General features: G+C 71.9%; 21 protein-coding genes. 8 read left to right on the top strand and 13 right to left on the bottom strand.

The features are described from left to right. The first annotated feature begins 50 nt into the window (after positions 1-50). Positions 51-1,451 (top strand): calcium-binding protein, encoded by a 1,401-nt coding sequence (locus tag P0084_RS11050; RefSeq protein WP_308916908.1) that lies wholly within the window; start codon positions 51-53, stop codon positions 1,449-1,451. Positions 1,452-1,486: 35 nt separating this feature from the next. Here P0084_RS11050 and mgtE read toward each other — a convergent pair whose 3' ends face one another. The 4 genes from mgtE to cobA all read right to left on the bottom strand — a co-directional run bounded on the left by mgtE (position 1,487) and on the right by cobA (position 6,386). Next, the gene (gene mgtE / locus P0084_RS11045) at positions 1,487-2,881 is read right to left on the bottom strand and encodes a magnesium transporter (RefSeq protein WP_308916907.1); all 1,395 of its coding nucleotides are present in this window, start codon (positions 2,879-2,881) and stop codon (positions 1,487-1,489) included. 138 nt (positions 2,882-3,019) lie between these two features. Continuing rightward, positions 3,020-4,246: an MFS transporter gene (locus tag P0084_RS11040; protein ID WP_308916906.1), complete on the bottom strand. Its 1,227-nt coding sequence runs from the start codon at positions 4,244-4,246 to the stop codon at positions 3,020-3,022. 51 nt (positions 4,247-4,297) lie between these two features. Beyond that, positions 4,298-5,542 carry a cobyrinate a,c-diamide synthase gene (locus P0084_RS11035; protein WP_308916905.1) on the bottom strand — a complete coding sequence of 415 codons (1,245 nt, stop codon included), beginning with the start codon at positions 5,540-5,542 and terminating at the stop codon, positions 4,298-4,300. A 1-nt stretch (position 5,543) separates the two neighbouring features. Next, the gene (cobA, locus tag P0084_RS11030) at positions 5,544-6,386 is read right to left on the bottom strand and encodes a uroporphyrinogen-III C-methyltransferase (protein WP_308916904.1); all 843 of its coding nucleotides are present in this window, start codon (positions 6,384-6,386) and stop codon (positions 5,544-5,546) included. 76 nt (positions 6,387-6,462) lie between these two features. Here cobA and P0084_RS11025 point away from each other — a divergent pair, with 76 nt between their 5' ends. The 5 genes from P0084_RS11025 to P0084_RS11005 all read left to right on the top strand — a co-directional run bounded on the left by P0084_RS11025 (position 6,463) and on the right by P0084_RS11005 (position 10,189). Then, positions 6,463-7,485: a cobalt-precorrin-5B (C(1))-methyltransferase gene (locus tag P0084_RS11025; RefSeq protein ID WP_308916903.1), complete on the top strand. Its 1,023-nt coding sequence runs from the start codon at positions 6,463-6,465 to the stop codon at positions 7,483-7,485. Beyond that, entirely contained in the window at positions 7,475-8,203 is a 729-nt protein-coding gene (locus P0084_RS11020) for a precorrin-6A/cobalt-precorrin-6A reductase (RefSeq protein WP_308916902.1), read from the top strand. Before P0084_RS11025 ends, P0084_RS11020 begins: the two co-directional genes overlap by 11 nt. Beyond that, a complete protein-coding gene (locus tag P0084_RS11015) occupies positions 8,178-8,801 on the top strand; it encodes a DNA-3-methyladenine glycosylase family protein (protein ID WP_308916901.1) in 624 nt (207 codons plus the stop codon). Before P0084_RS11020 ends, P0084_RS11015 begins: the two co-directional genes overlap by 26 nt. After that, positions 8,798-9,457, top strand: a complete 660-nt coding sequence (locus P0084_RS11010) for an alpha/beta hydrolase (protein ID WP_308916900.1) — start codon at positions 8,798-8,800, stop codon at positions 9,455-9,457. The genes P0084_RS11015 and P0084_RS11010 overlap by 4 nt, the downstream gene beginning before the upstream one ends. A 132-nt stretch (positions 9,458-9,589) precedes the next feature. Beyond that, complete coding sequence (locus P0084_RS11005; protein ID WP_308916899.1) at positions 9,590-10,189, top strand: HNH endonuclease; 600 nt, start codon at positions 9,590-9,592, stop codon at positions 10,187-10,189. A gap of 27 nt (positions 10,190-10,216) precedes the next feature. On the opposite strand, the gene P0084_RS11000 is transcribed toward P0084_RS11005, so the two are convergent. The 9 genes from P0084_RS11000 to gap form a co-directional block, all read right to left on the bottom strand. Continuing rightward, positions 10,217-10,642, bottom strand: a complete 426-nt coding sequence (locus P0084_RS11000) for a cupin domain-containing protein (protein WP_308916898.1) — start codon at positions 10,640-10,642, stop codon at positions 10,217-10,219. Positions 10,643-10,685: 43 nt separating this feature from the next. Then, a complete protein-coding gene (locus P0084_RS10995) occupies positions 10,686-11,984 on the bottom strand; it encodes a sensor histidine kinase (protein WP_308916897.1) in 1,299 nt (432 codons plus the stop codon). 110 nt (positions 11,985-12,094) lie between these two features. Then, on the bottom strand, positions 12,095-13,372 hold the full coding sequence (gene eno / locus P0084_RS10990) for a phosphopyruvate hydratase (RefSeq protein WP_308916896.1): 1,278 nt from the start codon (positions 13,370-13,372) through the stop codon (positions 12,095-12,097). A 73-nt stretch (positions 13,373-13,445) separates the two neighbouring features. Further along, complete coding sequence (locus tag P0084_RS10985) at positions 13,446-14,378, bottom strand: DMT family transporter (protein WP_308916895.1); 933 nt, start codon at positions 14,376-14,378, stop codon at positions 13,446-13,448. 51 nt (positions 14,379-14,429) lie between these two features. Then, on the bottom strand, positions 14,430-14,837 hold the full coding sequence (locus tag P0084_RS10980; RefSeq protein ID WP_308916894.1) for a Fur family transcriptional regulator: 408 nt from the start codon (positions 14,835-14,837) through the stop codon (positions 14,430-14,432). Positions 14,838-14,873: 36 nt separating this feature from the next. Next, positions 14,874-15,170, bottom strand: a complete 297-nt coding sequence (locus P0084_RS10975) for an FtsB family cell division protein (RefSeq protein WP_308916893.1) — start codon at positions 15,168-15,170, stop codon at positions 14,874-14,876. Positions 15,171-15,284: 114 nt separating this feature from the next. Beyond that, entirely contained in the window at positions 15,285-16,178 is an 894-nt protein-coding gene (locus P0084_RS10970) for a fructose bisphosphate aldolase (protein WP_308916892.1), read from the bottom strand. A gap of 84 nt (positions 16,179-16,262) precedes the next feature. Further along, positions 16,263-17,444 (bottom strand): phosphoglycerate kinase, encoded by a 1,182-nt coding sequence (locus P0084_RS10965; protein WP_308916891.1) that lies wholly within the window; start codon positions 17,442-17,444, stop codon positions 16,263-16,265. 105 nt (positions 17,445-17,549) lie between these two features. Next, positions 17,550-18,554 (bottom strand): type I glyceraldehyde-3-phosphate dehydrogenase, encoded by a 1,005-nt coding sequence (gene gap / locus P0084_RS10960; RefSeq protein ID WP_308916890.1) that lies wholly within the window; start codon positions 18,552-18,554, stop codon positions 17,550-17,552. 169 nt (positions 18,555-18,723) lie between these two features. Between gap and P0084_RS10955 the strand changes: the two genes are divergently transcribed. Together P0084_RS10955 and P0084_RS10950 are read left to right on the top strand one after the other, a co-directional pair. Continuing rightward, the gene (locus tag P0084_RS10955; RefSeq protein ID WP_308916889.1) at positions 18,724-19,683 is read left to right on the top strand and encodes a DUF808 domain-containing protein; all 960 of its coding nucleotides are present in this window, start codon (positions 18,724-18,726) and stop codon (positions 19,681-19,683) included. Continuing rightward, positions 19,680-20,482, top strand: an 803-nt coding sequence (locus P0084_RS10950) for an NAD(P)H-hydrate dehydratase (protein WP_308916888.1), incomplete at its 3' end; no start/stop codon positions are given. The genes P0084_RS10955 and P0084_RS10950, both read left to right, overlap by 4 nt.

Here is a 20,482-nt window from a genome sequence, read left to right as displayed (position 1 = left end):
CCGCCCCCTGGCCCTTCGATTTGCAGTCTGACAGCCCCTGCGGGCGGTCCATGTCGGACCGCGGGCACGAGGAGCAGGACATGACCGGAATGGAACTGGCGGAGGACGCGCTCGCCGGCGCGAAGCGGGCGCTGGACGCGGCTTTGATGCGCGCGGCGGCGGAGGCCGCCGATGACGGGGCCGTGGGCGGACGGGTCGTCGTCCGGGGAACGGACGGGGCGGAAACGCTGCACCGGGGCGGGACGTCCGGCGACGTGTTCCTGGCCGGCGCGGGCGACGACCAGGTCTGGATGGGCGCGGGCGACGACATCCTGCGCGCGGGTGCGGGCGACGACATGGCATCGGGCGATGCGGGCGACGACCGCATGTACGGCGAGGCCGGGAACGACCGCCTGTGGGGTGGCGACGGCGCGGACGTGATCGATGGTGGCACGGGCGACGACCGGGTCCACGGCGGTGACGGCGACGACGTCCTGCTGGGCGGCGCGGGCGCGGACCGCATCGTCGGCGGGGCCGGCGACGACGTGGCCGATGGGGGCGACGGCGACGACGAGATGACCGGCGAAGGCGGCGCCGACCTGATGCAAGGCGGGGGCGGAAACGACCGCATCTGGACCGGATCGGGCAACGACGTGGCCGATGGCGGCGCGGGCGACGATCGCTTGGGCGGCGGGGACGGCGACGACACGCTGCTGGGCGGGGCGGGCGACGACACGCTGACCGGCGATGGCGGGGACGACCGCCTGTCGGGCGGCGACGGCGACGACCACCTGGGCGGCGGCGATGGCGACGACGTGCTGCTGGGCGGCGACGGCGACGACGAGTTCGCGGGCCAGGCGGGTGCCGACACGATCGCGGGCGGGGCGGGTGACGACCGCATCTGGGCCGGATCCGGGAACGACACGATCGAAGGTGGCGATGGCGACGATCACATCGTGTCGGAGACGGGCGACGACGTGGCCGACGGCGGCGCGGGCGACGACGTCGTGTGCGGCAACGACGGCGACGACATCGTGCGCGGCGGCACGGGTGACGACGTCGTCAACGGTCAGAACGGCGATGACACCGTGATGGGCGGGGACGGGAACGACACCGTAACGGGCGGATCGGGCCGCGACGTCTTCGTCGGCGGCAAGGGGCGCGACCTGTTGCTGGACTGGGAGCCGGGCAACCAGGCCGACGTCTTCGTCTTCGCCGACGGCGACACGGGCGTCACGGATGCCACGCGCGACGAGATCCGCGGCTTCACGCGGGGCACCGACATGATCGATCTGACCGCGTTCGGGGGCCTCGACTTCGTAGGCGAGGCGGGCTTCGATGGCGGCGGCGCGGGGCAGGTGCGTGCGGTGCGCGACCTGGTCGAGATCGACGCCGACGGCGACGGCAGGGCGGATGGCGCCATCGCGCTGGAATGGGGCGGCGTGCTGGGGGCGGACGACTTCGTCCTCTGACGCCCGGGGGGCGGGGCGCCGGTCCGGGCGCCCCGCTACAGCATCCACATCGCCGCGAGGCCGAGGAAGGCGAAGAAGCCGACGACGTCGGTGACGGTGGTGACGAACGCCCCCGATGCGAGGGCCGGATCGACGCCGATCTTCTGCAGCAGGACGGGCACGCCCACCCCCGCGAGGCCCGCGACGGCGAGGTTGATGACCATCGCGACCGCGATGACGAGCCCCAGCATCGGCTCGCCGAACCAGACGATCCCGACGATCCCCATGATGACGGCGAAGGCCAAGCCATTGATGGCGCCGCCCACGACCTCCCGCCGTATGACGCGCAGGACGTTGGCGCCCGTCAGGTCGCGCGTGGCGAGCGCGCGCACGGCCACGGTCAGGGACTGCGTGCCCGCGTTGCCGCCCATGGAGGCCACGATGGGCATCAGCACCGCCAGGGCCACGATCTGGGTCAGCACGTCCTCGAACTGAGCGATGACGAGGGAGGCTAGGATCGCCGTGACCAGGTTCACGAACAGCCAGGGGAAGCGACGGCGCACGACGTCCACCGTGCGGTTCGACAGCGACTCCTCCGAATCTACGCCCGCAAGGCGGAGGATGTCCTCCTCCGCCTCCTCGTCGAGGATGCGGATGGCGTCGTCGATGGTGATGATGCCCAGCAGTCGGTCGGCCTCGTCCACCACGGGGGCGGAGATGAGGTGGTACTGGTTGAACGCATAGGCGACCTCGGATTCCGGATCGGTCGCTTCGAAGGTGCGGAAGCTGTCTTCCTCGATGTCAGCGAGCGGCGTGTCGGGGGACGACGACAGGATGCGCCCCAGCGTGACATAGCCGACGGGCCGATGGCGCGGGTCGATCAGGACGACGTGATAGAACTGCTGGGGCAGGTCGCCCGCGTCCATGGCCTGGATGTGCCGCGTGACCTGTTCCACCGTCCAATGGGACGGCGCGGTCACGACCTCGCGCTGCATCAGGCGGCCGGCGGAGTATTCGGGGAAGCCCAACGCCAGCTCGACCGCGATGCGGTCGGAATCGTCCAGCGCCTCCATGATGGCGTCGGCGCGGTCCCCGTCCTCGATGTTTTCGATCAGGTCGACCAGGTCGTCGGTGTCGAGTTCCCGGACGGCTTCGGCGACGTCCTCCGGGGGCAGGTCCTCGATCACCTCCTCGCGCAGGGATTCGTCCAACTCGGACAGGATCTCGCCGTCGATCGTGCCGGACCACAGGCGCAGGAGGGCGCGGCGGTCGTCCTCGTCCAGCTGTTCCAGCAGGTCCGCGATGTCCGCGTCGTGCAAGGGTTCGAGCAGGGCGTCGACGGCGGGCGCGTCCTCGTCGTCGATGGCCTGCGCGATCAGGCGGATGCGCGCCTCGTCGAGGGTCTGCTCCTCCTCCGCGGGGGGGTCGATGGTGGTCTGGTCATCGGTCATGGGGGACCCTCCGTCCGGGTGGTGGGGGTGGGATAGCGGGTCGGGCCGGGGGCCGGAAGTGGGGCGCGACGGCTGTCTGCATCGCGTCTGCTCCGCGTCTGCGGACCGTCTGCCCTTTCCGCCGCCGCGCACCGGCGATCAGGCGCGGCGCGGACCCCGCGCGGCCAGCCAGACGAGCGAGCCGCCCGCCAGCGCGAGGAACGGCGCCATGGCCCAGTTGACCGCCGACCAGCCCGCGACCGCATCGACCGCGGTGCCCATCAGTCCGCCCGAGGACAGCGACGCGATCGTGACGCAGCCGAAGACGATGGCATCGTTCATGCCCTGCACGGTGCCGCGTTCGTGCGGCGCGTGCGCCCGGGTCAGCATCGTGGTCGCGCCGATGAAGCCGAAGTTCCAGCCGAGCCCCAAGAGGATCAGCGCGACGTAGAAGTGGACGAGCGTCACGCCGGACAGGCCGACCAGACCCGCCGCCGCCAGGAGGATCAGGCCCGTCGACACGATCGTGCGGACGCCGAACCGCGCGATCAGGTGGCCGGTGAAGAACGACGGCGCGTACATCGCGACCACGTGGGCGGACACGATGTCGGCGGCCGTGGCCGTCGCGAAGCCGCAGCCGACGACCGCGAGCGGGGTGGAGGTCATCACGAGGTTCATCAGCGCATAGCTGACCATCGCGCACACGATGCTGACCGCGATGGCGGGCTGCGACAGCAGTTGCAGCTTGGTCCGCCCCGCCGCCGTGCCGGGGGCCGGGGGCGCCGGGCGCGGGATGTCCAGGGCTAGGAACAGCCACATCCCCGCCAGGTTCATCAGCGCCGCCGCCCCATAGGTCGCGACGAAGGGGATCACCGTCGTTTCGGCCGTCAGCTTGACCAGCTGCGGACCGATGATCGCGGACAGGAGGCCCCCCGCCATGACGTAGCTGATGGCCTTAGGCTTGAACGCGTCGGACGCCGTGTCGGCGGCGGCGAAGCGATAGAAGCCCAAGGTCGACATGTAGATGCCCGTGACATAGCTGCCGAGCAGGAAGACGGGGAAGGACCCGGTCCACAGACCCGCCATGCCGATCAGGCTGCCGACCGCGCCCGCTAGGCTGCCGATCATGAAGCCCGCGCGCCGTCCGTGCCGCTGCATCAGGGGGCTGATCCAAGGCGCGGTGGTCATGGAGCCGAAGACGATGAGGCTGATGGGCAGGGTCGCCAGCAAGGGCGTCGGCGCGAGCGTCATGCCAGCCAGGCCGCCGACCACGAAGTACATCGACATCTGCGCCCCAAGGAACGCCTGGGCGGCCACGAGGATCCAGACGTTGCGCCGCGCGCGGGCGTCGTCGACCGGGTCCGGGGTGTCGGCGAGGGTGGTCATGGTCCCCGCCTACGCCCGGCGGGGATGGGGGTCCAGCATCGCATTGTACCGCTACATCCCGGCGGGTGCGATGAGGTGCGCGAAGGACCCCGTGGCCCCGCCCTCGCGCAGGCCCATCGGGGGCAGGGCCGCGCCGGTCGCGTCCGCCGCGTCGTAGAGCGGCGCGCCCTGCGCGCGCAGGGTCGTGGCGTAGTGATATTCGTGCCCGTTCCAGGCGCCGTCGAAGGGCCCGCCCCGCGCCCTCAGGCGGCGATAGCCCAGGTGGAGGCGGGGCCGGGCGAACGACGTCTCCAACCGCAGGAGGCCCGCCATCCGGTGGCTCCGTCCGTCCGCGTCGGTCAGTGCGTCGCCCATGACCATGTAGCCGCCGCATTCGCCGTGGACGGGGCGGTCCCGCAGACTGCCCAGGAACGCGGCGTTGGCGGCGAGGCGGCCGGCGTGCAGCTCCGGATAGCCACCGGGGAGGTACACGAGGTCGGCGGGCGGCGCGGGCTCGTCCGCCAGGGGCGAGAAGGGGAGGAGGGTCGCGCCCGCCGCGTGCCAGGCGTCGAGCAGGTGAGGGTAGGCGAAGGCGAAGGCGTCGTCGCGCGCGACGGCGATGGTTCCGGCCGGGGGCGGAAGGCGGATGGGGGCCGGGTCCGGCAGGGGGCGGGCGAGCGCCGTCAGAGCGTCGAGGTCGACGCTGCGGGCCACGCTTTCGGCTGCACGGGCCAGGAACGCGTCGAGGTCGGGACGCTCCCCCGCCTGGACGAGGCCCAGGTGTCGAGACGGGGTGGACAGCGCGGGGTCGCGGCGGACTGCGCCCAAGACGGGCAGGGGGCAGGCCGCGCGCAGCATGGCGTCGTGCCGGTCGCTGCCGACGCGGTTCAGGATGATCCCGGCCACGTCGACGCGGGGGTCGTGGCGCGCAAAGCCCGCGACCAGGGGGGCCACGGACTGCGCCATGCGCGCCGCATCCACGACCAGCACGACGGGCAGGTCCATCAGGCGCGCCAGGTCCGCGACCGCGCCCCGCCCGTCGGGGGCCGCGTCGAACAGACCCATCGCGCCCTCGATCAGCAACAGGCCCGGTCCGGCGGCCAGCGCGCGGAGGGTGTCCGCGTCCATCGCCCAGGCGTCGAGGTTGGGGCAGGGACGCCCCGTGGCGGCGCGGTGGAACTGGGGGTCGATGTAGTCCGGGCCCGACTTGGCGCCGCGCACGTCGCGCCCCGCGTCCCGCAGCGCCCGCAGCAGCCCCAGCGTCACGGTGGTCTTGCCCGCGCCCGAGGACGGGGCGGCCAGGATCAGGCCGGGCATGTCAGGCGGATTGCGCCGGTCTCCCCCGGCCCAGGGGGTCGAGGTTCCGGGGCGGGTCGCCGCCGGCCATCGCGCGCCATTCCAGCACCTGCCGCATGGCGACGGCGTGGCCCACGCAGATGATTGCGGGCGGTTCCAGGTCCGCGTCGCGGGCGTCGGCGGCGCAGGTGCCGAGCGTCGTCTCGATCGTGCGCTGGGCGTCCAGCGTGGCGGTCGTGGTGATCGCGACGGGTTCGGCCGGGTCGCGGCCGGCGGCGATCAGCTTGCTGGCGATGCCGTCCAGGTGCTTCATGCCCATGTAGATCACGATGACCTGGCTGCCCCGGGCGATGCCGTCCCAGTCAAGGCTGGCGGTCTGGTTGCCGGTCGCGTCGTGGCCCGTGACGAAGGTCACGGATTGGTTCACGTCGCGGTGCGTGACGGGGATTCCGGCATAGGCCAGTCCCGCGATGCCCGCCGTGATGCCCGGGATCACGCGGATGGGGATCCCGTGCTGCACGAGGGTCTGCGCCTCCTCGCCCCCGCGGCCGAACACGAAGGGGTCGCCGCCCTTTAGGCGCAGGACGCGGCGGCCCGCGCGCGCCAGCTCGATCAGACGCAGCGAGATGTCGCGCTGCTTGGGGCTGGGCTTGCCGCCGCGCTTGCCCGCGAAAACCTGCTCCGCCCCCGGGGCCCAATCCAGGATGCCGTCGTGGACGAGCGCGTCGTAGACCACGACGTCCGCCTGCCGCAGCGCGTTCAGGGCGTGCAGGGTCAGCAACCCCGGATCGCCCGGCCCCGCACCGCAGAGCCAGACCCATCCGGGCTCGAATCGGGGCCAGTCGTGGCGGGGCAGGTCGGTCATGGACCGTTCATGGAGCGCATCGGACCCGATGGAAAGCGTGTTGGCGACCCGTGCGGGGCGTGGCACGACGGATGGCATGACGGATGCCCCCCTTCGCACCGGGTTCACGACGGGCGCCTGCGCCACGGCGGCCTGCAAGGCGGCCCTGACGGGCCTGTGGGGCGGGGCGTTGCCCGATGCGGTGACCATCGCGCTGCCGCGCGGGCAGACCCCGCGCTTTGCGGTCGTGGACGCCCGGCGGGGCGACGGATGGGCGGAGGCCGGGATCGTCAAGGATGCGGGCGACGACCCGGACGTGACCCACGGGGCCACGGTGCGGGTCCGGGTGACGCCGTCGGCGGGCGGCGTCGTGTTCCGCGCGGGCGAGGGGGTGGGGACGGTGACGAAGCCTGGCCTGCCGCTGGCGGTGGGGGAGCCTGCCATCAACCCGGTCCCGCGCGCCATGATGGACGAGGTGGTCGCTGAACTGGCGGTCCGGTTCGAGCGGTCCCCGGACGTCGCGATCACGGTCGCCATCCCCGGGGGCGCGGCCATCGCGGAGCGCACCTGGAACCCGCGCCTGGGCATCGCGGGCGGCCTGTCGATCCTCGGCACGACGGGGATCGTCCGGCCGTTCAGCTGCGCGGCCTGGATCGCGTCGATCCACCGCGGCGTGGACGTGGCGCGCGCGAGCGGCCTGGATCACGTTGCCGGCTGCACGGGCGCCACGTCCGAGCGGGTGGTGCAGACGATGCACGGCCTGCCGGACCACGCGATGCTGGACATGGGCGACTTCGCGGGGGGGCTGCTGAAGTACCTGGCGAAGCACCCCGTGCCGCGCGTCACGGTGGGCGGCGGCATCGGCAAGATGACGAAGCTGGCGCAGGGTGCGCTGGACCTTCATTCCGGACGCTCCCGGGTGGACTTCCGGGCGCTGTCGGATTGGGCCGGATCGGACCTGACGGGATGCAACACGGCGTTGGAGGCGGTGGGCCGGGCGCCCGTACTGGCCCGGATCGTGGCGGACCGGGCGCGGGCGCGGGTCGGCGGGATCGTCGCGGCGGACGTGGACGTGGTGGTGATCGACCGGGCGGGCACGGTGCTGGCCCATGCTCCCTAGACCCGTCCTGATCCTGGCCGGCACGCGCGAGGCGCGCGCGCTGTGCGGCCGGGCGGCGGCGGCAGGGCTGGACGTCCTAGCCTCGCTCGCCGGGCGGACGGCGCGGCCCGACCTGGGCGTTCCGGTGCGCGTGGGCGGCTTCGGGGGCGACGACGGGTTCCGGGCCGCCCTGGCCGGGGTCGGCGCCGTGCTGGATGCCACGCATCCCTTCGCGGCGACCATGTCCCGCCGCGCCGCCACGATCTGCGCGGCGGAGGGCGTTCCGCACCTGCGCCTGACCCGCCCGCCCTGGCCGGTCGAACCGGGCTGGCGGCTGCATCCGGACGCGGGCGCCGTCGCGCGCGCGATCCCGCCCGACGCCCGGCTGCTGATCGCGTCCGGGCCCGGCACGCTGGACGCGCTGGCGGGGGCGGGCGCGCGGCGATGGTGCCGCCGCGTCGATCCCGCGCCGCCCGATCGCCGCGCGGCGTGGATCGTGGGGCTGCCCGCCGACGAGGATGTGGAGGTCGCGACGATGCGGGACCTGGACGTCACGCATCTGGTCGCCAAGAACAGCGGCGGGTCCGGACGCGCCAAGCTGGACGCGGCCCGCCGTTTGGGCGTCGCCGTCCACATGATCGAACGCCCGCCCGTGCCCGCGGCGGGGGAGGAGACCCATGATCCCGAACGCGCCTTCGCCTTCCTCCGCGCCCATGCGGATCATCCACGGTCCGGCTGACGTCGCCGAAGGGGCGGCCTGGCTGGCGGCGCGCGATCCCGCCTTCGCGGCCGCCCTGGCGGTCACGGGGCCCTTGCCGCTGCGCCGGCGGGGGGACGGGTTCAAGGCGGTGCAGGCCGCGATCGTGGGCCAACAGGTCAGCGTGGCCGCGGCGCGGGTCATCAACGGGCGTCTGCGGGATGCGGGCCTCACCGGCCCGCGCAAGGTGATGTGGGCCACCGACGACGACCTTCGGGCCTGCGGCCTGAGCCGGCAGAAGATCCGGTACATGCGCGAGCTGGCCGCGGCGCGGATCGACTGGGCGGGGTTGCGCACGGCCCCCACGGAGGAGGTGGTGGACACCTTGGTCCGGGTGCCCGGGATCGGTCGCTGGACGGCGGAGATCTATGCGATGTTCAGCCTGGGCCACGCGGACGTCTTCGCGCCCGGCGACCTGGCCCTGCAGGAGAGCGCACGCCTGGTCTTCGGCCTGACGGAGCGGCCGTCCGAGCGGGCCCTGCGCGCGATGGCGGAACGCTGGTCGCCCTGGCGGGCCGTTGCGGCGCGGCTGCTGTGGGACTACTACGCCCGGGCGAAGGCGCGGGAGGGCGTGATATGAGCCTGAACTACGAACGTCGGGGCCCCGACGCGCCGGACCGGCTGGTCGTGCTGGTCCACGGTTACGGGGCGAACGGGGCCGACCTGATCGGCCTTGCGGATCCCCTAATGCCGCATCTGCCGGGAACCGCGTTCATAGCCCCCGACGCACCGGAGGTCAGCGCCGCGAACCCGGCCGGGTTCCAATGGTTCCCCATCCCCTGGATCGACGGATCGTCGGAGGAGGAGGCGACCGCCGGCATGGAGCGCGCGGTGGCCGATCTGGACGCCTTCCTGGACGAGACCTTCGCGCGCGAAGGGGTCGCGCCGGCCGCTGTGGCGCTGTTCGGGTTCAGCCAGGGCACGATGATGTCGCTGCATGTCGGGCCCCGCCGGACCGAGGGCGTGGCGGGCATCGTCGGCTTCTCGGGCCGCCTGCTGGCGCCGGAGCGCCTGGCCGAGGAGGTCGTGACGCGGCCCCCCGTGCTGCTGGTCCACGGCGATGCCGACGAGGTCGTGCCGCCCCAATCGCTGCCCCTGGCCGCGGAGGCGCTGGAGCAGGCGGGGTTCGAGAAGATATTCGCCCACGTGATGAAGGGCACCGGCCATGGGATCGCGCCGGACGGGCTGTCCGTGGCGCTGGCCTTCCTGCGCGACGTCTTCGCGTTGGAGGAGTGACGGGACCCCCGTCCCGTCCGTGCCGCCGGCCGCGTCACATGGGCGGTTGAACGCCCACGGCGCGGAGATATAGTCCCGCGCAAGGGCCGCGCGCCCGAGGTCGGGTGCGGGTCGGAGCGAGGAAGCGACCGGATGCACGCCGAGAGTCCCGATACCGATTTCCGCACCGCGTTCACGCGGGACCCGGCCGGATGCAGGCACTTCCCCGCGCTCGTCCTGAACGCGGACTACCGGCCGCTGTCCTATCTGCCGCTGTCGCTGTGGCCCTGGCAGGACGCGATCAAGGCGGCGGTGCTGGACCGGGTGACCATCGTCAGCGAGTACGACGAGGTCGTGCGCTCGCCCTCGACCACGATCCGGATCCCGTCGGTGGTGGTGCTGAAGGACTACGTCGCGCCGCAGAAGACGGTGGCGTTCACGCGGTTCAACCTGTTCCTGCGCGACGAGTTCCGGTGCCAGTATTGCGGCGCCAAGGGGGATCTGACCTTCGACCACGTGGTGCCGCGGGCCCGGGGCGGCATCACGTCGTGGGAGAACGTCGTCGCGGCCTGCGGGCGGTGCAACCTGCGCAAGGGGTCGCGGTCGCTCAAGCAGGTGGGGTTCACCCTGCGCAAGCCGCCCGTGCGTCCGGCGGCGGGCCAGTTGATGAACCTCGGCCGCAAGTTCCCGCCCAACCACCTGCACGAGAGCTGGATGGACTTCCTGTACTGGGATGCGGAGTTGGAAGCCTGAGGGGGACCGGTCCGGCGCCCCGTACCGTCAGCGGGCCGGGATGTCGAATCCGGGTGGTGCCAACTCGAACCCGTCGAAGGTGAAGCCCGGGCAGACGGTGCACGACACGAGCGTCCAGGGCCCGGTGGTCCGGGCCGCCTGCCAATGACCCGCGGGGACGACCACCTGCGGACGCATGGAGGTCAGGTCCGGGCCCAACGGGTGCGACGCGGTCGGCCCTTCGGCATTCGCGGCGATGCGCAGGTCGATGGGCGCGCCCGCGTGGAACAGCCATATCTCCGCCGCATCGACCCGGTGCCAATGGCTCGCTCCGCCGTCGCGCAGGAGGAAGTAGATCGCGGTTCCCGCCGGGCGTTCCCCCGCCGCGGCGGGCGCGGCCCAGGTCTGGCGATAGAAGCCCCCCTCGGGATGGGGCGACAGGTCGAGGGCTGCGATCACGTCGTCGGCGGTCATGGCTCACCTCGGCATCGACGCCGCACCTTCGACCTCCCCGGGGTCACTTGAAGGGTCGGGGGGGCTGGGTCGTCTGGCTGTCCAGATCGATCGGCAGGGTCAACTCGACGCGCGTCCCCTGGCCCACCTCCGAGTTGATGCGCAACGTGCCCTCGGCCTCGTCGACGAAGGACGCCACCATCGCCAGGCCCAGCCCCGTGCCCTGGCCGGGGGGCTTCGTCGTCTCGTAGGCTTCCGTCGCGCGGGACAGGACCGCCGGGGTCATCCCGGTCCCGTCGTCCGCCACCATCAGGCGGACGTGCCGGTCATCGGCACGCTCCGCCGTGACGCGGATCGTGCCGCCCTCGGGCATCGCGTCGCGCGCGTTCACCGCCAGGTTCAGGAGCGCGAGTTCCAGTTGCGCCGTGTCGCAGGCCAGGCGGTCAGGGACGTCCCCCATGTCGGTGCGAAGCGCCACGTTGGCGGGCAGGGTCCGCTGCGCCATCTGCACGAACCGCGCGATGGCGGGCCGCAGGCGCGTCGTGCGGGCGGCGGAAGGGCGGGGGCGGCCCGTGCGGGACAGCCGGTCGACCAGCTCGCCGCCGCGGTTGGCGGCCTCCTCGATCTGGGCCAGCAAGGCGGGGCGTTCGCGCTCGGGAACCTCGTGAAGAAGCTCCAGGTTGCCGCGCATCACGGTCAGCAGGTTGTTGAAGTCGTGCGCGATGCCGCCGACCAGCTCGCCCACCAGGCGGGACCGCTGCGCCTGCGACAGCTGGTCCACCGTCACCTGCAGGCGGGAATGCAGTCGCCAGGACTGATAGGCCGCGACGGCGTAGAAGCACAGCAACATGAACAGCAGGGCGTGGTAGTAGATCGCCAGGCCGGGCGGCGCCCAGTCGCCGAACCACAGGCCCGTGGCGTGGGCGCCCACGAAGATGACGAGCACGTCCATCGATAGGACATGGCCCGACGGCGCGTTGCTGCTGGTCGAGTGGATCGCGTGGCCCGCGATCAGCATGACCGCGGCCAGAAGCGTGATGACCCGCCCGTCGGAGGCGAGCCAGACTGCGAACGCCACCGAACCGGTCTGCCCGAGGGCATGCTGCACCATCAGCGACGCGAAGGCGGCGCCCGTCACGCGACGGCGCGCCGCGATCCGCCGGACGCGCCACCGAAAGACGAGGTCGGTCATGACGTTCAGCGGTGCGAACAAGAGGACGAGGGGGTTGCCCGTCAGGAACGTGAGGAGGAGGACGCCGCCCGCGATGATGATGTGCTTGGGCACCAGCATCGCGGCCTGCGCGTCGATCGTGGACAGCACGCCGCGCAGCGCGGGACGCCAATCGTCCCGATGGAATCCCACCCCTGCGGTCATCGAAGGTCCCCGAGCATTCGACGTAAAATGCGCCATAATCCGCCGACTAGCACAGCCCCAAGGAATTGTCTTTTCGCAAAACGAGATCCGTGGAGGAATTACCGCCTCGTGACCGAAGTGCCCGCATAGGTCGCCGTCTCGCCCAGCATCTCCTCGATGCGGATCAGTTGGTTGTACTTCGCCAGCCGGTCGGACCGTGCCAGACTGCCGGTCTTGATCTGCCCGCAATTGGTGGCGACGGCGAGGTCGGCGATCGTCGCATCTTCCGTTTCGCCGGAGCGGTGGGACATGACGCAGGTCATGCGGTTGCGGTGCGCCAGCGACACGGCCTCCAGCGTCTCCGACAGGGTGCCGATCTGGTTGACCTTGACCAGCAGCGAGTTCGCGCAGCCCTTCTCGATCCCTTCCGCCAGGCGGGTGGGGTTCGTGACGAACAGGTCGTCGCCCACCAGCTGCACCTTGTCGCCCAGCGTCTGGGTCACCGCGGCCCAGCCGTCCCAATCGTCCTCCGCCATGCCATCCTCGATCGACAGGATCGGATAGTCGCGGACCAGCGCCGCCAAATAGTCGACGTTCTCGTCGGACGACAGGACCTTTCCTTCGCCGTCAAGGCGATACGCGCCATCCTTGAAATACTCGGTCGCGGCACAGTCGAGTGCCAGCCAGATGTCCTCCCCCGGAGTATAGCCCGCCGTCTCGACCGCCTTCAGCACGAAGTCCAAGGCCTGCCGGGTGCCCGGCAGGTCGGGCGCGAACCCGCCCTCGTCGCCCAGGCCCGTGGACAGGCCGGCCGCCGACAAGTCCTTCTTGAGCGTGTGGAACACCTCCGACCCCATGCGAACGGCATCGGCGATGCTGCCCGCCGACACGGGCATGATCATGAACTCCTGGATGTCGATGGGGTTGTCCGCGTGCTCGCCGCCGTTGACGATGTTCATCATCGGCACGGGCAGGACGCGCGCCGCCGTGCCGCCGACATAGCGGAACAGCGGCATCGCGGACGCGTCCGCAGCCGCGCGCGCCGTCGCCAGCGACACCCCCAGGATGGCGTTCGCCCCCAGGCGGCCCTTGTTGTCGGTGCCGTCCAGCTCGATCATCAGGGCGTCGACGGCTTCCTGCTCAATCGCGTCGTGACCCACCAGCGCGTCCGCGATCTCTCCGTTCACCGCGTCCACGGCCCCCAGCACGCCCTTGCCCAGGTAGCGCGCCTTGTCGCCGTCGCGCCGCTCCACCGCCTCGTAGGCGCCGGTCGATGCGCCCGACGGCACCGCGGCCCGGCCCATGGTGCCGTCCTCCAGGGTCACGTCGACCTCCACCGTCGGGTTGCCCCGGCTGTCCAGGATCTCGCGGGCGTGGATGTCGGTGATCGTGAACATGGCGGGTCCTTTCGGCCGTGGGCTGATCCTCGCCCGGTTACCGCAGGGGACCGCCGGGGGAAAGCGGGCGGGGTCAGGCGCGGGCTCGCGCCTCCCGCCGCAGGGCATAGAGGCCGGACGCGACGATGATCGCCACCCCCGCGAGCGTCGTCGCGTCGGGCCGTTCGCCGAAGGTTAGCGCGCCGATCACCAGGGCGAACACCACGCGAGAGTACCGGAACGACGACACCACCGCGATGTCGCCCGTGCGGGTCGCGCCAACCACCGCCAGATAGCCCGCCATGCCGATCACCACGCAGATGCCCAGGATGCCCAGGTCCCGCCCGGTCGGGACGACCAGCGAATCGCCCTGCACCGCGTGCATCGCGACCGCCGCGGGGACCATTGCCGCGAAGGCCAGGAACGACAGGCGGACGCCCGACAGCGAGGGGGGCAGGCCGCGGGTCGCCAGGTCGCGCACGGCCAGGCCCAGCATGCCGCCCACCGCCAGCAGCGTCGCAGGGTCGAAGCTGTCGGCCCCGGGGCGCAGGATCAGCAGGACCCCCGCGAAGCCCGCCGCGATGGCCGCCCAGCGCCTGGGACCGACCCGCACCCCCAGGAACAGGGCCGCCCCCAGCGCCACGACCAGCGGCGTGGCCTGTATGACCGCGGACGCGGTGGAGAGCGGGATGGCCACGATGGCCGACACGAAGCACAGCCCCCCGAACACGTCGCCCGCTGTGCGGACCAGGACGCGGGGGCGCCACATCTCCGGGGTGGACAGGGACCGGCCTCGCGCCAGCAGGGCGGCGCCGAAGGCCAGGCCGCCGCCGCAGGCCAGCATCCAGATGATCTGCGCCGCGCCGAACCGCCCGCCCAACGTCTTGATGAACGCGTCCTCCACCGCGAAGCACAGCATGGAGGCGACCATCAGCGCGGCCCCCCGCAGCGTCCCCGCCCGCTCGGCGGCGTCCGAGAGATCCGGGACCGGGGCCGCGCCCGGCGGCGGGGCTGCGGGGTCAGCCAAGGTCCGGGTCGCGGCGGCTGCGCGGCGCGCCGCTCCGATCGGCCGGGGCGGTCACTTGCGGCGGACCCCGAACAGTTCCAGCCGATGGCCCCGCAGGTCATAGCCCAGGCGACGGGCGATGCGTTCCTGCAGGACCTCGATCTCGGGGTCCACGAACTCGACCACTTCGCCGGTCTGGAGGTCGATCAGATGGTCGTGGTGGTCGCGCTCCGCGTCCTCCCACCGCGCGCGGCCGTCGCCGAACTCGCGCCGTTCCAGGATGCCCGCCTCCTCGAACAGGTTGACGGTGCGATAGACCGTGGCGACAGAGATGGCGGGGTCGACCGCCGCGGCGCGGGCGTGGATCGTCTCGACGTCGGGATGGTCGTCCGCCCGTTCCAGCACGTCCGCGATCACGCGCCGCTGCCCGGTCAGGCGCAGGCCGCGATCCTCGCAGCGTCGGGTGATGGAATGGACCATGGCGGGCGTCTAGTCCGCCGCGTGGCGGAGGGGAAGCTATTCGACCACGATCTCGTCGGCGCGGGCCAGGCCCAGCACGTCGCGCGCGCGCTCGTCCAGCAGGTCCAGGTCGAGGTAGTCGTCGGACAGGCGCCGCGTCCGGTCGCGCATGGCCGCGACCCGATGCTGCAACGCGGCGAGGTTTTCTTCCAGCCCTTCGCGCTCGGCCTCCAGTTCGATGCGGTGGAACAGGCCGCCGTCGCCCTGCACCGCGGCGAAGGCGAAGTACCCGCCGAACGTCAGCAGGCACAGGGGCGCGAGGAAGCCGTAGCCGGGGGTGATGCGTCTGCCCATGTCGCCGTCCTTCGCCTGCGCCGCGTGGCCCGCGGTCCGATCGCGGGATGGCAGGGAACGGATTGGGGGACCAGTGAAAACGCGCCGCCCACGGCACGGGGCGGCGCGGTGTCGTCAGCCGGCGACAGAGGCCGCGGCGATCGAGTCGATCGTCTGCGCGATCGTCCGGTCGAACTCCTCCTCGGATTGCCCGGCCGACAGCCCTTCGGCGAGCGCCCGGCTGAAGCTGGCGATCATGCCGCGGTTCTGCGCCAGACGGCGGTTCGCCTCCTCCCGGCTGTAGCCGCCGGACAGCGCGACCACGGACAGGACCTTCGGATGATCGACCAGATCGGCGTAGAGGTTGCCCTGCTCGGGCAGGGTCAGCTTGAACATGACCCGCTGCCCGTCCGGCACGCCGTCCAGCCCCCGCAGCAGGGCGTCGCGCAGCATCGCCTCCGCGTCCGCCTTGTCGGGGATGCTGATCGTGACCTCCGGCTCCAGTATGGGCACCATGTCGTGGCGCAGGACGCGGGCGCCGACCTCGAACTGCTGCTCCGCCACCGCGGCGATGCCGTCGCGGTCCGCGCGACCGATCACCGAACGCTCCTTCGTGCCGAGGATGCCCTTGTCCTTCCCGCGCGACAGCGTGGCGTCCAGGTCGGGCATGTCCTTCATCAGCTGCATGCCGTCCCGTTCGTCGGCCAGTCCCTGGTCGATCTTCAGGAAGGGCACGACGCCGCGGTCGTTCCACAGGTATTCCGCCGCGGGCTTGCCGTGGAAAGTGCGGTCCATCGTCTGCTCGAACAGGATGGCGCCGATGACCTTGTCGCCGCGGAAGGCCGGCGCGCCGACGATGCGCTCGCGCATCTCGTGGATGCGGTCGAACATCTCGTCGTCGTTCGAATACGCGTCTTCGTCCACGCCGTAGAGCTTCAGCGCCTTGGGCGACGACCCCCCCGACTGGTCCAGCGCGGCGATGAAGCCCTGACCCCGGCGGATCTGCTCGGCTTGTTCGGAATGGGGCATGGGGGTCCTCGGGGGCTGTGGTCAGGGTGGCATGGACCTATTGTGCAGACGGCCCGTCAGCAAGCGCGCGGTTGCGCTAACGGTTCACCGGTCCATCAGGGCCGCGACGCCGGGCAGATCCTTGCCCTCCATCCATTCGAGGAACGCGCCCCCGGCGGTGGAGACGTAGGTGATGTCGTCCGCCACGCCCGCGTGGTTCAGGGCCGACACGGTGTCGCCGCCGCCCGCGACGGAGATCAGCGCGCCCGCCTTCGTCCGTTCGGCCGCGTGCCGGGCCAGCGCGGTGGTCGCGGCGTCGAAGGGGGGCACCTCGAACGCGCCCATGGGACCGTTCCAGACCAGCGTCGCGCAGCCGTCCAGCACGGTGGCCGCGTGGACCGTGCTGTCGGGCCCGGCATCGAGGATCATCCAGCCGTCCGGCACGTCCTCCACCCGGACGGTCCGCGTCTCGACGTCCGCCTCCAACCGCGGGGCGGTCACGACGTCGCGGGGCAGGAGGATCGTGCAGCCCTGCGCCTCCGCCTTCGCGGCGATGTCGCGGGCGGTGTCCAGCAGGTCGTGCTCGCACAGCGATGCGGCGACGTCGATGCCCTGCGCGGCCAGGAACGTGTTCGCCATGCCGCCGCCGATGATCAGGTGCTGCACGCGTCCGACCAGGTTCGACAGGAGGTCCAGCTTCGTGGATACCTTCGCCCCGCCCACCACGGCGGCGACGGGGGGCTTGGGATCGCTCAGCGCCTGCTGCAGCGCGTGCAACTCCGCCTGCATGGACCGCCCGGCGCAGGACGGCAGCAGGCGGGCCAGAGCATGCGTCGTGGCATGGGCCCGGTGGGCCGCGCTGAACGCGTCGTTGCAATAGACGTCGCCCACGGATGCCAGGCGGCGGGCGAAGCCTTCGTCGTCCGCCTCCTCGCCCGGGTTGAAGCGGACGTTCTCAAACAGGATCACGCCGTCGGCTGGCAGGTCGGCCACTCCCTGTCCATAGGATCCGTCGGCGAACGCGACCTCCCGGCCCAGCGCCTCCGACAGGGCGGGCACGACCTGGCGCAGCGACATCTCGGGCACGACCCGTCCCTTCGGACGGCCGAAATGGGCGAGCAGCACGACCTTCGCGCCGGCTGCGGAGAGGTCGCGGATGGTGGGGATCACGCGGTCGATGCGGGTCGTGTCGGTCACCTTCCCGTCCTTCACGGGGACGTTCAGGTCCACGCGGGTGAGCACCGTCTTGCCGGACAGGTCCATGTCGTCGATGGTCTCGTAGCGCATCCGTGCCTCCGTCGGCTGGGTGTCTGCTTTGCGTCTGCTGCGCGTCTGCCCGGCGTCGGACAAACCGTGCCGCCGGGGACGCCCGCCGGACGCCCCGGGGAATGGTCAGATCAGCTTGCCCATGGCGACGGCGGTGTCCGCCATCCGGTTCGAGAAGCCCCATTCGTTGTCGTACCACGTCAGGATGCGGACCATCTTGCCCGCGTCCATCACCTTGGTCTGGTCCAGCGCGAAGATCGACGACCGGGGGTCGTGGTTGAAGTCGGACGACACCAGCGGCTCGTCGGTATAGCCCAGGATGCCCTTCAACGGACCGGCATCGGCGGCGGCCTTCACCGCGTCGTTCACCTCCTCGACACTCGTGTCGCGGGCGGCGGTGAAGGTCAGGTCCACGACCGACACGTTGGGCGTGGGCACGCGGATCGCCACGCCGTCAAGCTTGCCGTTCAGCTCCGGCATCACGAGCCCCACGGCCTTCGCCGCCCCGGTGGAGGTCGGGATCATCGACAGCGCCGCGGCGCGGGCGCGGTAAAGATCCTTGTGCATCGTGTCCAGCGTCGGCTGGTCGCCGGTATAGCTGTGGATGGTCGTCATGAAGCCGCGCTCGATCCCGATGGCGTTGTTCAGAACGTAGGCCACGGGGGTCAGGCAGTTCGTCGTGCACGACGCGTTCGACACGATCAGGTCGTCCGCCGTGAGCGTGTCGTGGTTGACCCCATAGACGATGGTCTTGTCCGCGTCCTTGCCGGGGGCCGAGATCAGCACGCGGCTGGACCCGTTCTCCAGATGGGCCTGGCACTTCTCCTTCGACGTGAAGATGCCGGTGCATTCCATCACGACATCCACGTCCGACCACGGCAGTTCGGCGGGGTCGCGCATCGCGGTCACGCGCATCGGGCCCCGGCCCACGTCGATCGTGTCGCCGTCCACCGTGACGGTGGCGGGGAACCGCCCGTGGACGCTGTCATAGCGCAGCAGGTGGGCGTTCGTCTCGACGGGGCCCAGGTCGTTGATCGCCACGACCTCGACGTCGGTGCGGCCCGATTCGACGATCCCGCGCAGGACGTTGCGCCCGATCCGACCGAACCCGTTGATTGCTACCTTGACCATGTCGTGCGTCCCCCAGGGGTGTTCGTGTGCGTGTGCCGCGCCACCGGAACGAACGCCCGGGGCGGCGGTTCCGGCGCTAGCACGGGGGGCGTGGAACCCTCAACCGGCGGCCCGCGTCGACAGGGGGGCGGATGCGGGCTAGGTCCGCCGAAAAGCGGAAGGGTGGGACATGAGCGGACTTCTGGCGCTGCTGGACGACGTGGCGGCCATCGCCAAGGTGGCCTCGGCCAGCGTGGACGACATCATCGGCCAGGCCAGCCGGGCGGGCATGAAGGCGGCGGGCGCGGTGATCGACGACGCGGCGGTCACGCCGAAATACGTCCACGGCTTCCCCGCCGCGCGCGAGCTGCCGATCGTTTGGAAGATCGCGCGCGCGTCCGCGTTCAACAAGCTGGTCATCCTGCTGCCCGCGGCTCTTCTGCTGGGGCAGTTCGCGCCCTGGCTGATCCCGCCCCTGCTGATCCTGGGGGGCGGATACCTCTGCTACGAGGGGGCGGAGAAGATCTGGCACGCTTTGACGCACGAGGAGAACCACGCCGCCATCGACATGCCGGAGGTCCAGCCCCTGTCCGCCGCCAAGCTGGAGGAGCAGCGCGTGCGCGGCGCGATCAAGACCGACTTCATCCTGTCGGCCGAGATCATGACCATCGCGCTGGCCGCCACGGATGCGGAGGCGGGCTGGGTCATGCAGGCCGCCGTGCTGTTCGTCATCGCGATCGCCATCACGGTCGCCGTCTACGGATCGGTGGCCCTGATCGTGAAGGCCGACGACGTGGGCCTCGCACTGGCGTCGAACGGCCGGACGTCGTTCGGGCGGGCCCTGGGCCGGGGCATCGTGAAGGGCGTGCCCCCCTTCATGACGGTGCTGACGGTGGTGGGCACGGCGGCCATGCTGTGGGTCGGCGGCAACATCATCGTCCACGCCCTGCACGAGATGGGGTTCGACCTGTTCTACGACGCGATCAAGGGGGCGGCTGCCTATGTCGCCGGGCTGGTGGCGGCGGCCGAAGGGCTGATGCGCTGGCTTGCGACCGCGACGCTCGACGGGATCCTGGGCCTGATCCTGGGCTCGCTGATCGTGCCGGTCCTCGGCTTCTTCCGGGGCGGCAAGGCGAAGGGGGCGCATTGACGTCCGACGCACGACCGGACCCCGCTGCTGGGGCGGTCTGCAACGGGCCCGCCCTGTGGCGGGCGGCGTTCCCCTGGCCCGACGCGGAGGGCCACAAGTACGACCGGGGCCACGCCGCGATGCTGTCGGGACCGGCGGGGCGGGGCGGGGCGATCCGCTTGGCCGCGCGCGCGGCGCTGCGCGTGGGCGCGGGGCTGGTGACGGTGCTGGCCCCGGCCGACGCGGTCGCCGAACACGCCGCCCGGCTGGACGCCGTCATGGTCCGCGAGGCGGCCGACGACGGCGCGCTGGCCCGGATGGCCGCGCGGGACGGTCGCTTCGACGCGGTCTGCCTGGGCCCCGCCTTCGGCCGGGACAGGGCGGCATCTGTCCTGCCCGCCCTTCTGACGTCGGACCGGGCGCTCGTCCTCGACGCGGACGCCCTCCACGCGCTGCCGCCGCCCGCCACGCTGCGCGGGGCCGCGGGCCCGGTCGTTCTGACCCCCCATGCGGGCGAGTTCGCGGCCGCTTTTCCGGACATCGACCCTGCCGATCGCGTGGACGCCGCGATGCGGGCGGCGGAGCGGACGGGCTGCATCCTGATCCTGAAGGGGTCGCGCACGGTCGTCGCCGCCCCCGACGGGCGGCGCGCGGTCAACGATCCGGCCACCCCGTTCCTGGCCACGGCCGGCAGCGGGGACGTGCTGGCAGGGATCGCCACGGGGCTTCTGGCGCAGGGCATGCCCGCGTTCGAGGCCGCCGCCGCGGCGATCTGGCTTCACGCGGAATGCGCGGCTGCCGTGGGCCCGGGCCTGATCGC

It is taken from the genome of Jannaschia maritima, from assembly GCF_030973515.1.
GTDB lineage: Bacteria > Pseudomonadota > Alphaproteobacteria > Rhodobacterales > Rhodobacteraceae > Jannaschia > Jannaschia maritima.
The sequence above is the reverse complement of the archived record's forward strand: the minus strand, read 5'-3'. Positions and strand labels throughout refer to the sequence as shown.

What these genes read in the sequence shown, in the direction of transcription:
- P0084_RS11050 (WP_308916908.1), top strand. Translation starts at nt 51, where the DNA reads ATGTCGGACCGCGGGCACGAGGAGCAGGACATGACCGGAATGGAACTG.
- mgtE (WP_308916907.1), bottom strand. Translation starts at nt 2,881, where the DNA reads ATGACCGATGACCAGACCACCATCGACCCCCCCGCGGAGGAGGAGCAG.
- P0084_RS11040 (WP_308916906.1), bottom strand. Translation starts at nt 4,246, where the DNA reads ATGACCACCCTCGCCGACACCCCGGACCCGGTCGACGACGCCCGCGCG.
- P0084_RS11035 (WP_308916905.1), bottom strand. Translation starts at nt 5,542, where the DNA reads ATGCCCGGCCTGATCCTGGCCGCCCCGTCCTCGGGCGCGGGCAAGACC.
- cobA (WP_308916904.1), bottom strand. Translation starts at nt 6,386, where the DNA reads ATGACCGACCTGCCCCGCCACGACTGGCCCCGATTCGAGCCCGGATGG.
- P0084_RS11025 (WP_308916903.1), top strand. Translation starts at nt 6,463, where the DNA reads ATGACGGATGCCCCCCTTCGCACCGGGTTCACGACGGGCGCCTGCGCC.
- P0084_RS11020 (WP_308916902.1), top strand. Translation starts at nt 7,475, where the DNA reads ATGCTCCCTAGACCCGTCCTGATCCTGGCCGGCACGCGCGAGGCGCGC.
- P0084_RS11015 (WP_308916901.1), top strand. Translation starts at nt 8,178, where the DNA reads ATGCGGATCATCCACGGTCCGGCTGACGTCGCCGAAGGGGCGGCCTGG.
- P0084_RS11010 (WP_308916900.1), top strand. Translation starts at nt 8,798, where the DNA reads ATGAGCCTGAACTACGAACGTCGGGGCCCCGACGCGCCGGACCGGCTG.
- P0084_RS11005 (WP_308916899.1), top strand. Translation starts at nt 9,590, where the DNA reads ATGCACGCCGAGAGTCCCGATACCGATTTCCGCACCGCGTTCACGCGG.
- P0084_RS11000 (WP_308916898.1), bottom strand. Translation starts at nt 10,642, where the DNA reads ATGACCGCCGACGACGTGATCGCAGCCCTCGACCTGTCGCCCCATCCC.
- eno (WP_308916896.1), bottom strand. Translation starts at nt 13,372, where the DNA reads ATGTTCACGATCACCGACATCCACGCCCGCGAGATCCTGGACAGCCGG.
- P0084_RS10980 (WP_308916894.1), bottom strand. Translation starts at nt 14,837, where the DNA reads ATGGTCCATTCCATCACCCGACGCTGCGAGGATCGCGGCCTGCGCCTG.
- P0084_RS10975 (WP_308916893.1), bottom strand. Translation starts at nt 15,170, where the DNA reads ATGGGCAGACGCATCACCCCCGGCTACGGCTTCCTCGCGCCCCTGTGC.
- P0084_RS10970 (WP_308916892.1), bottom strand. Translation starts at nt 16,178, where the DNA reads ATGCCCCATTCCGAACAAGCCGAGCAGATCCGCCGGGGTCAGGGCTTC.
- P0084_RS10965 (WP_308916891.1), bottom strand. Translation starts at nt 17,444, where the DNA reads ATGCGCTACGAGACCATCGACGACATGGACCTGTCCGGCAAGACGGTG.
- gap (WP_308916890.1), bottom strand. Translation starts at nt 18,554, where the DNA reads ATGGTCAAGGTAGCAATCAACGGGTTCGGTCGGATCGGGCGCAACGTC.
- P0084_RS10955 (WP_308916889.1), top strand. Translation starts at nt 18,724, where the DNA reads ATGAGCGGACTTCTGGCGCTGCTGGACGACGTGGCGGCCATCGCCAAG.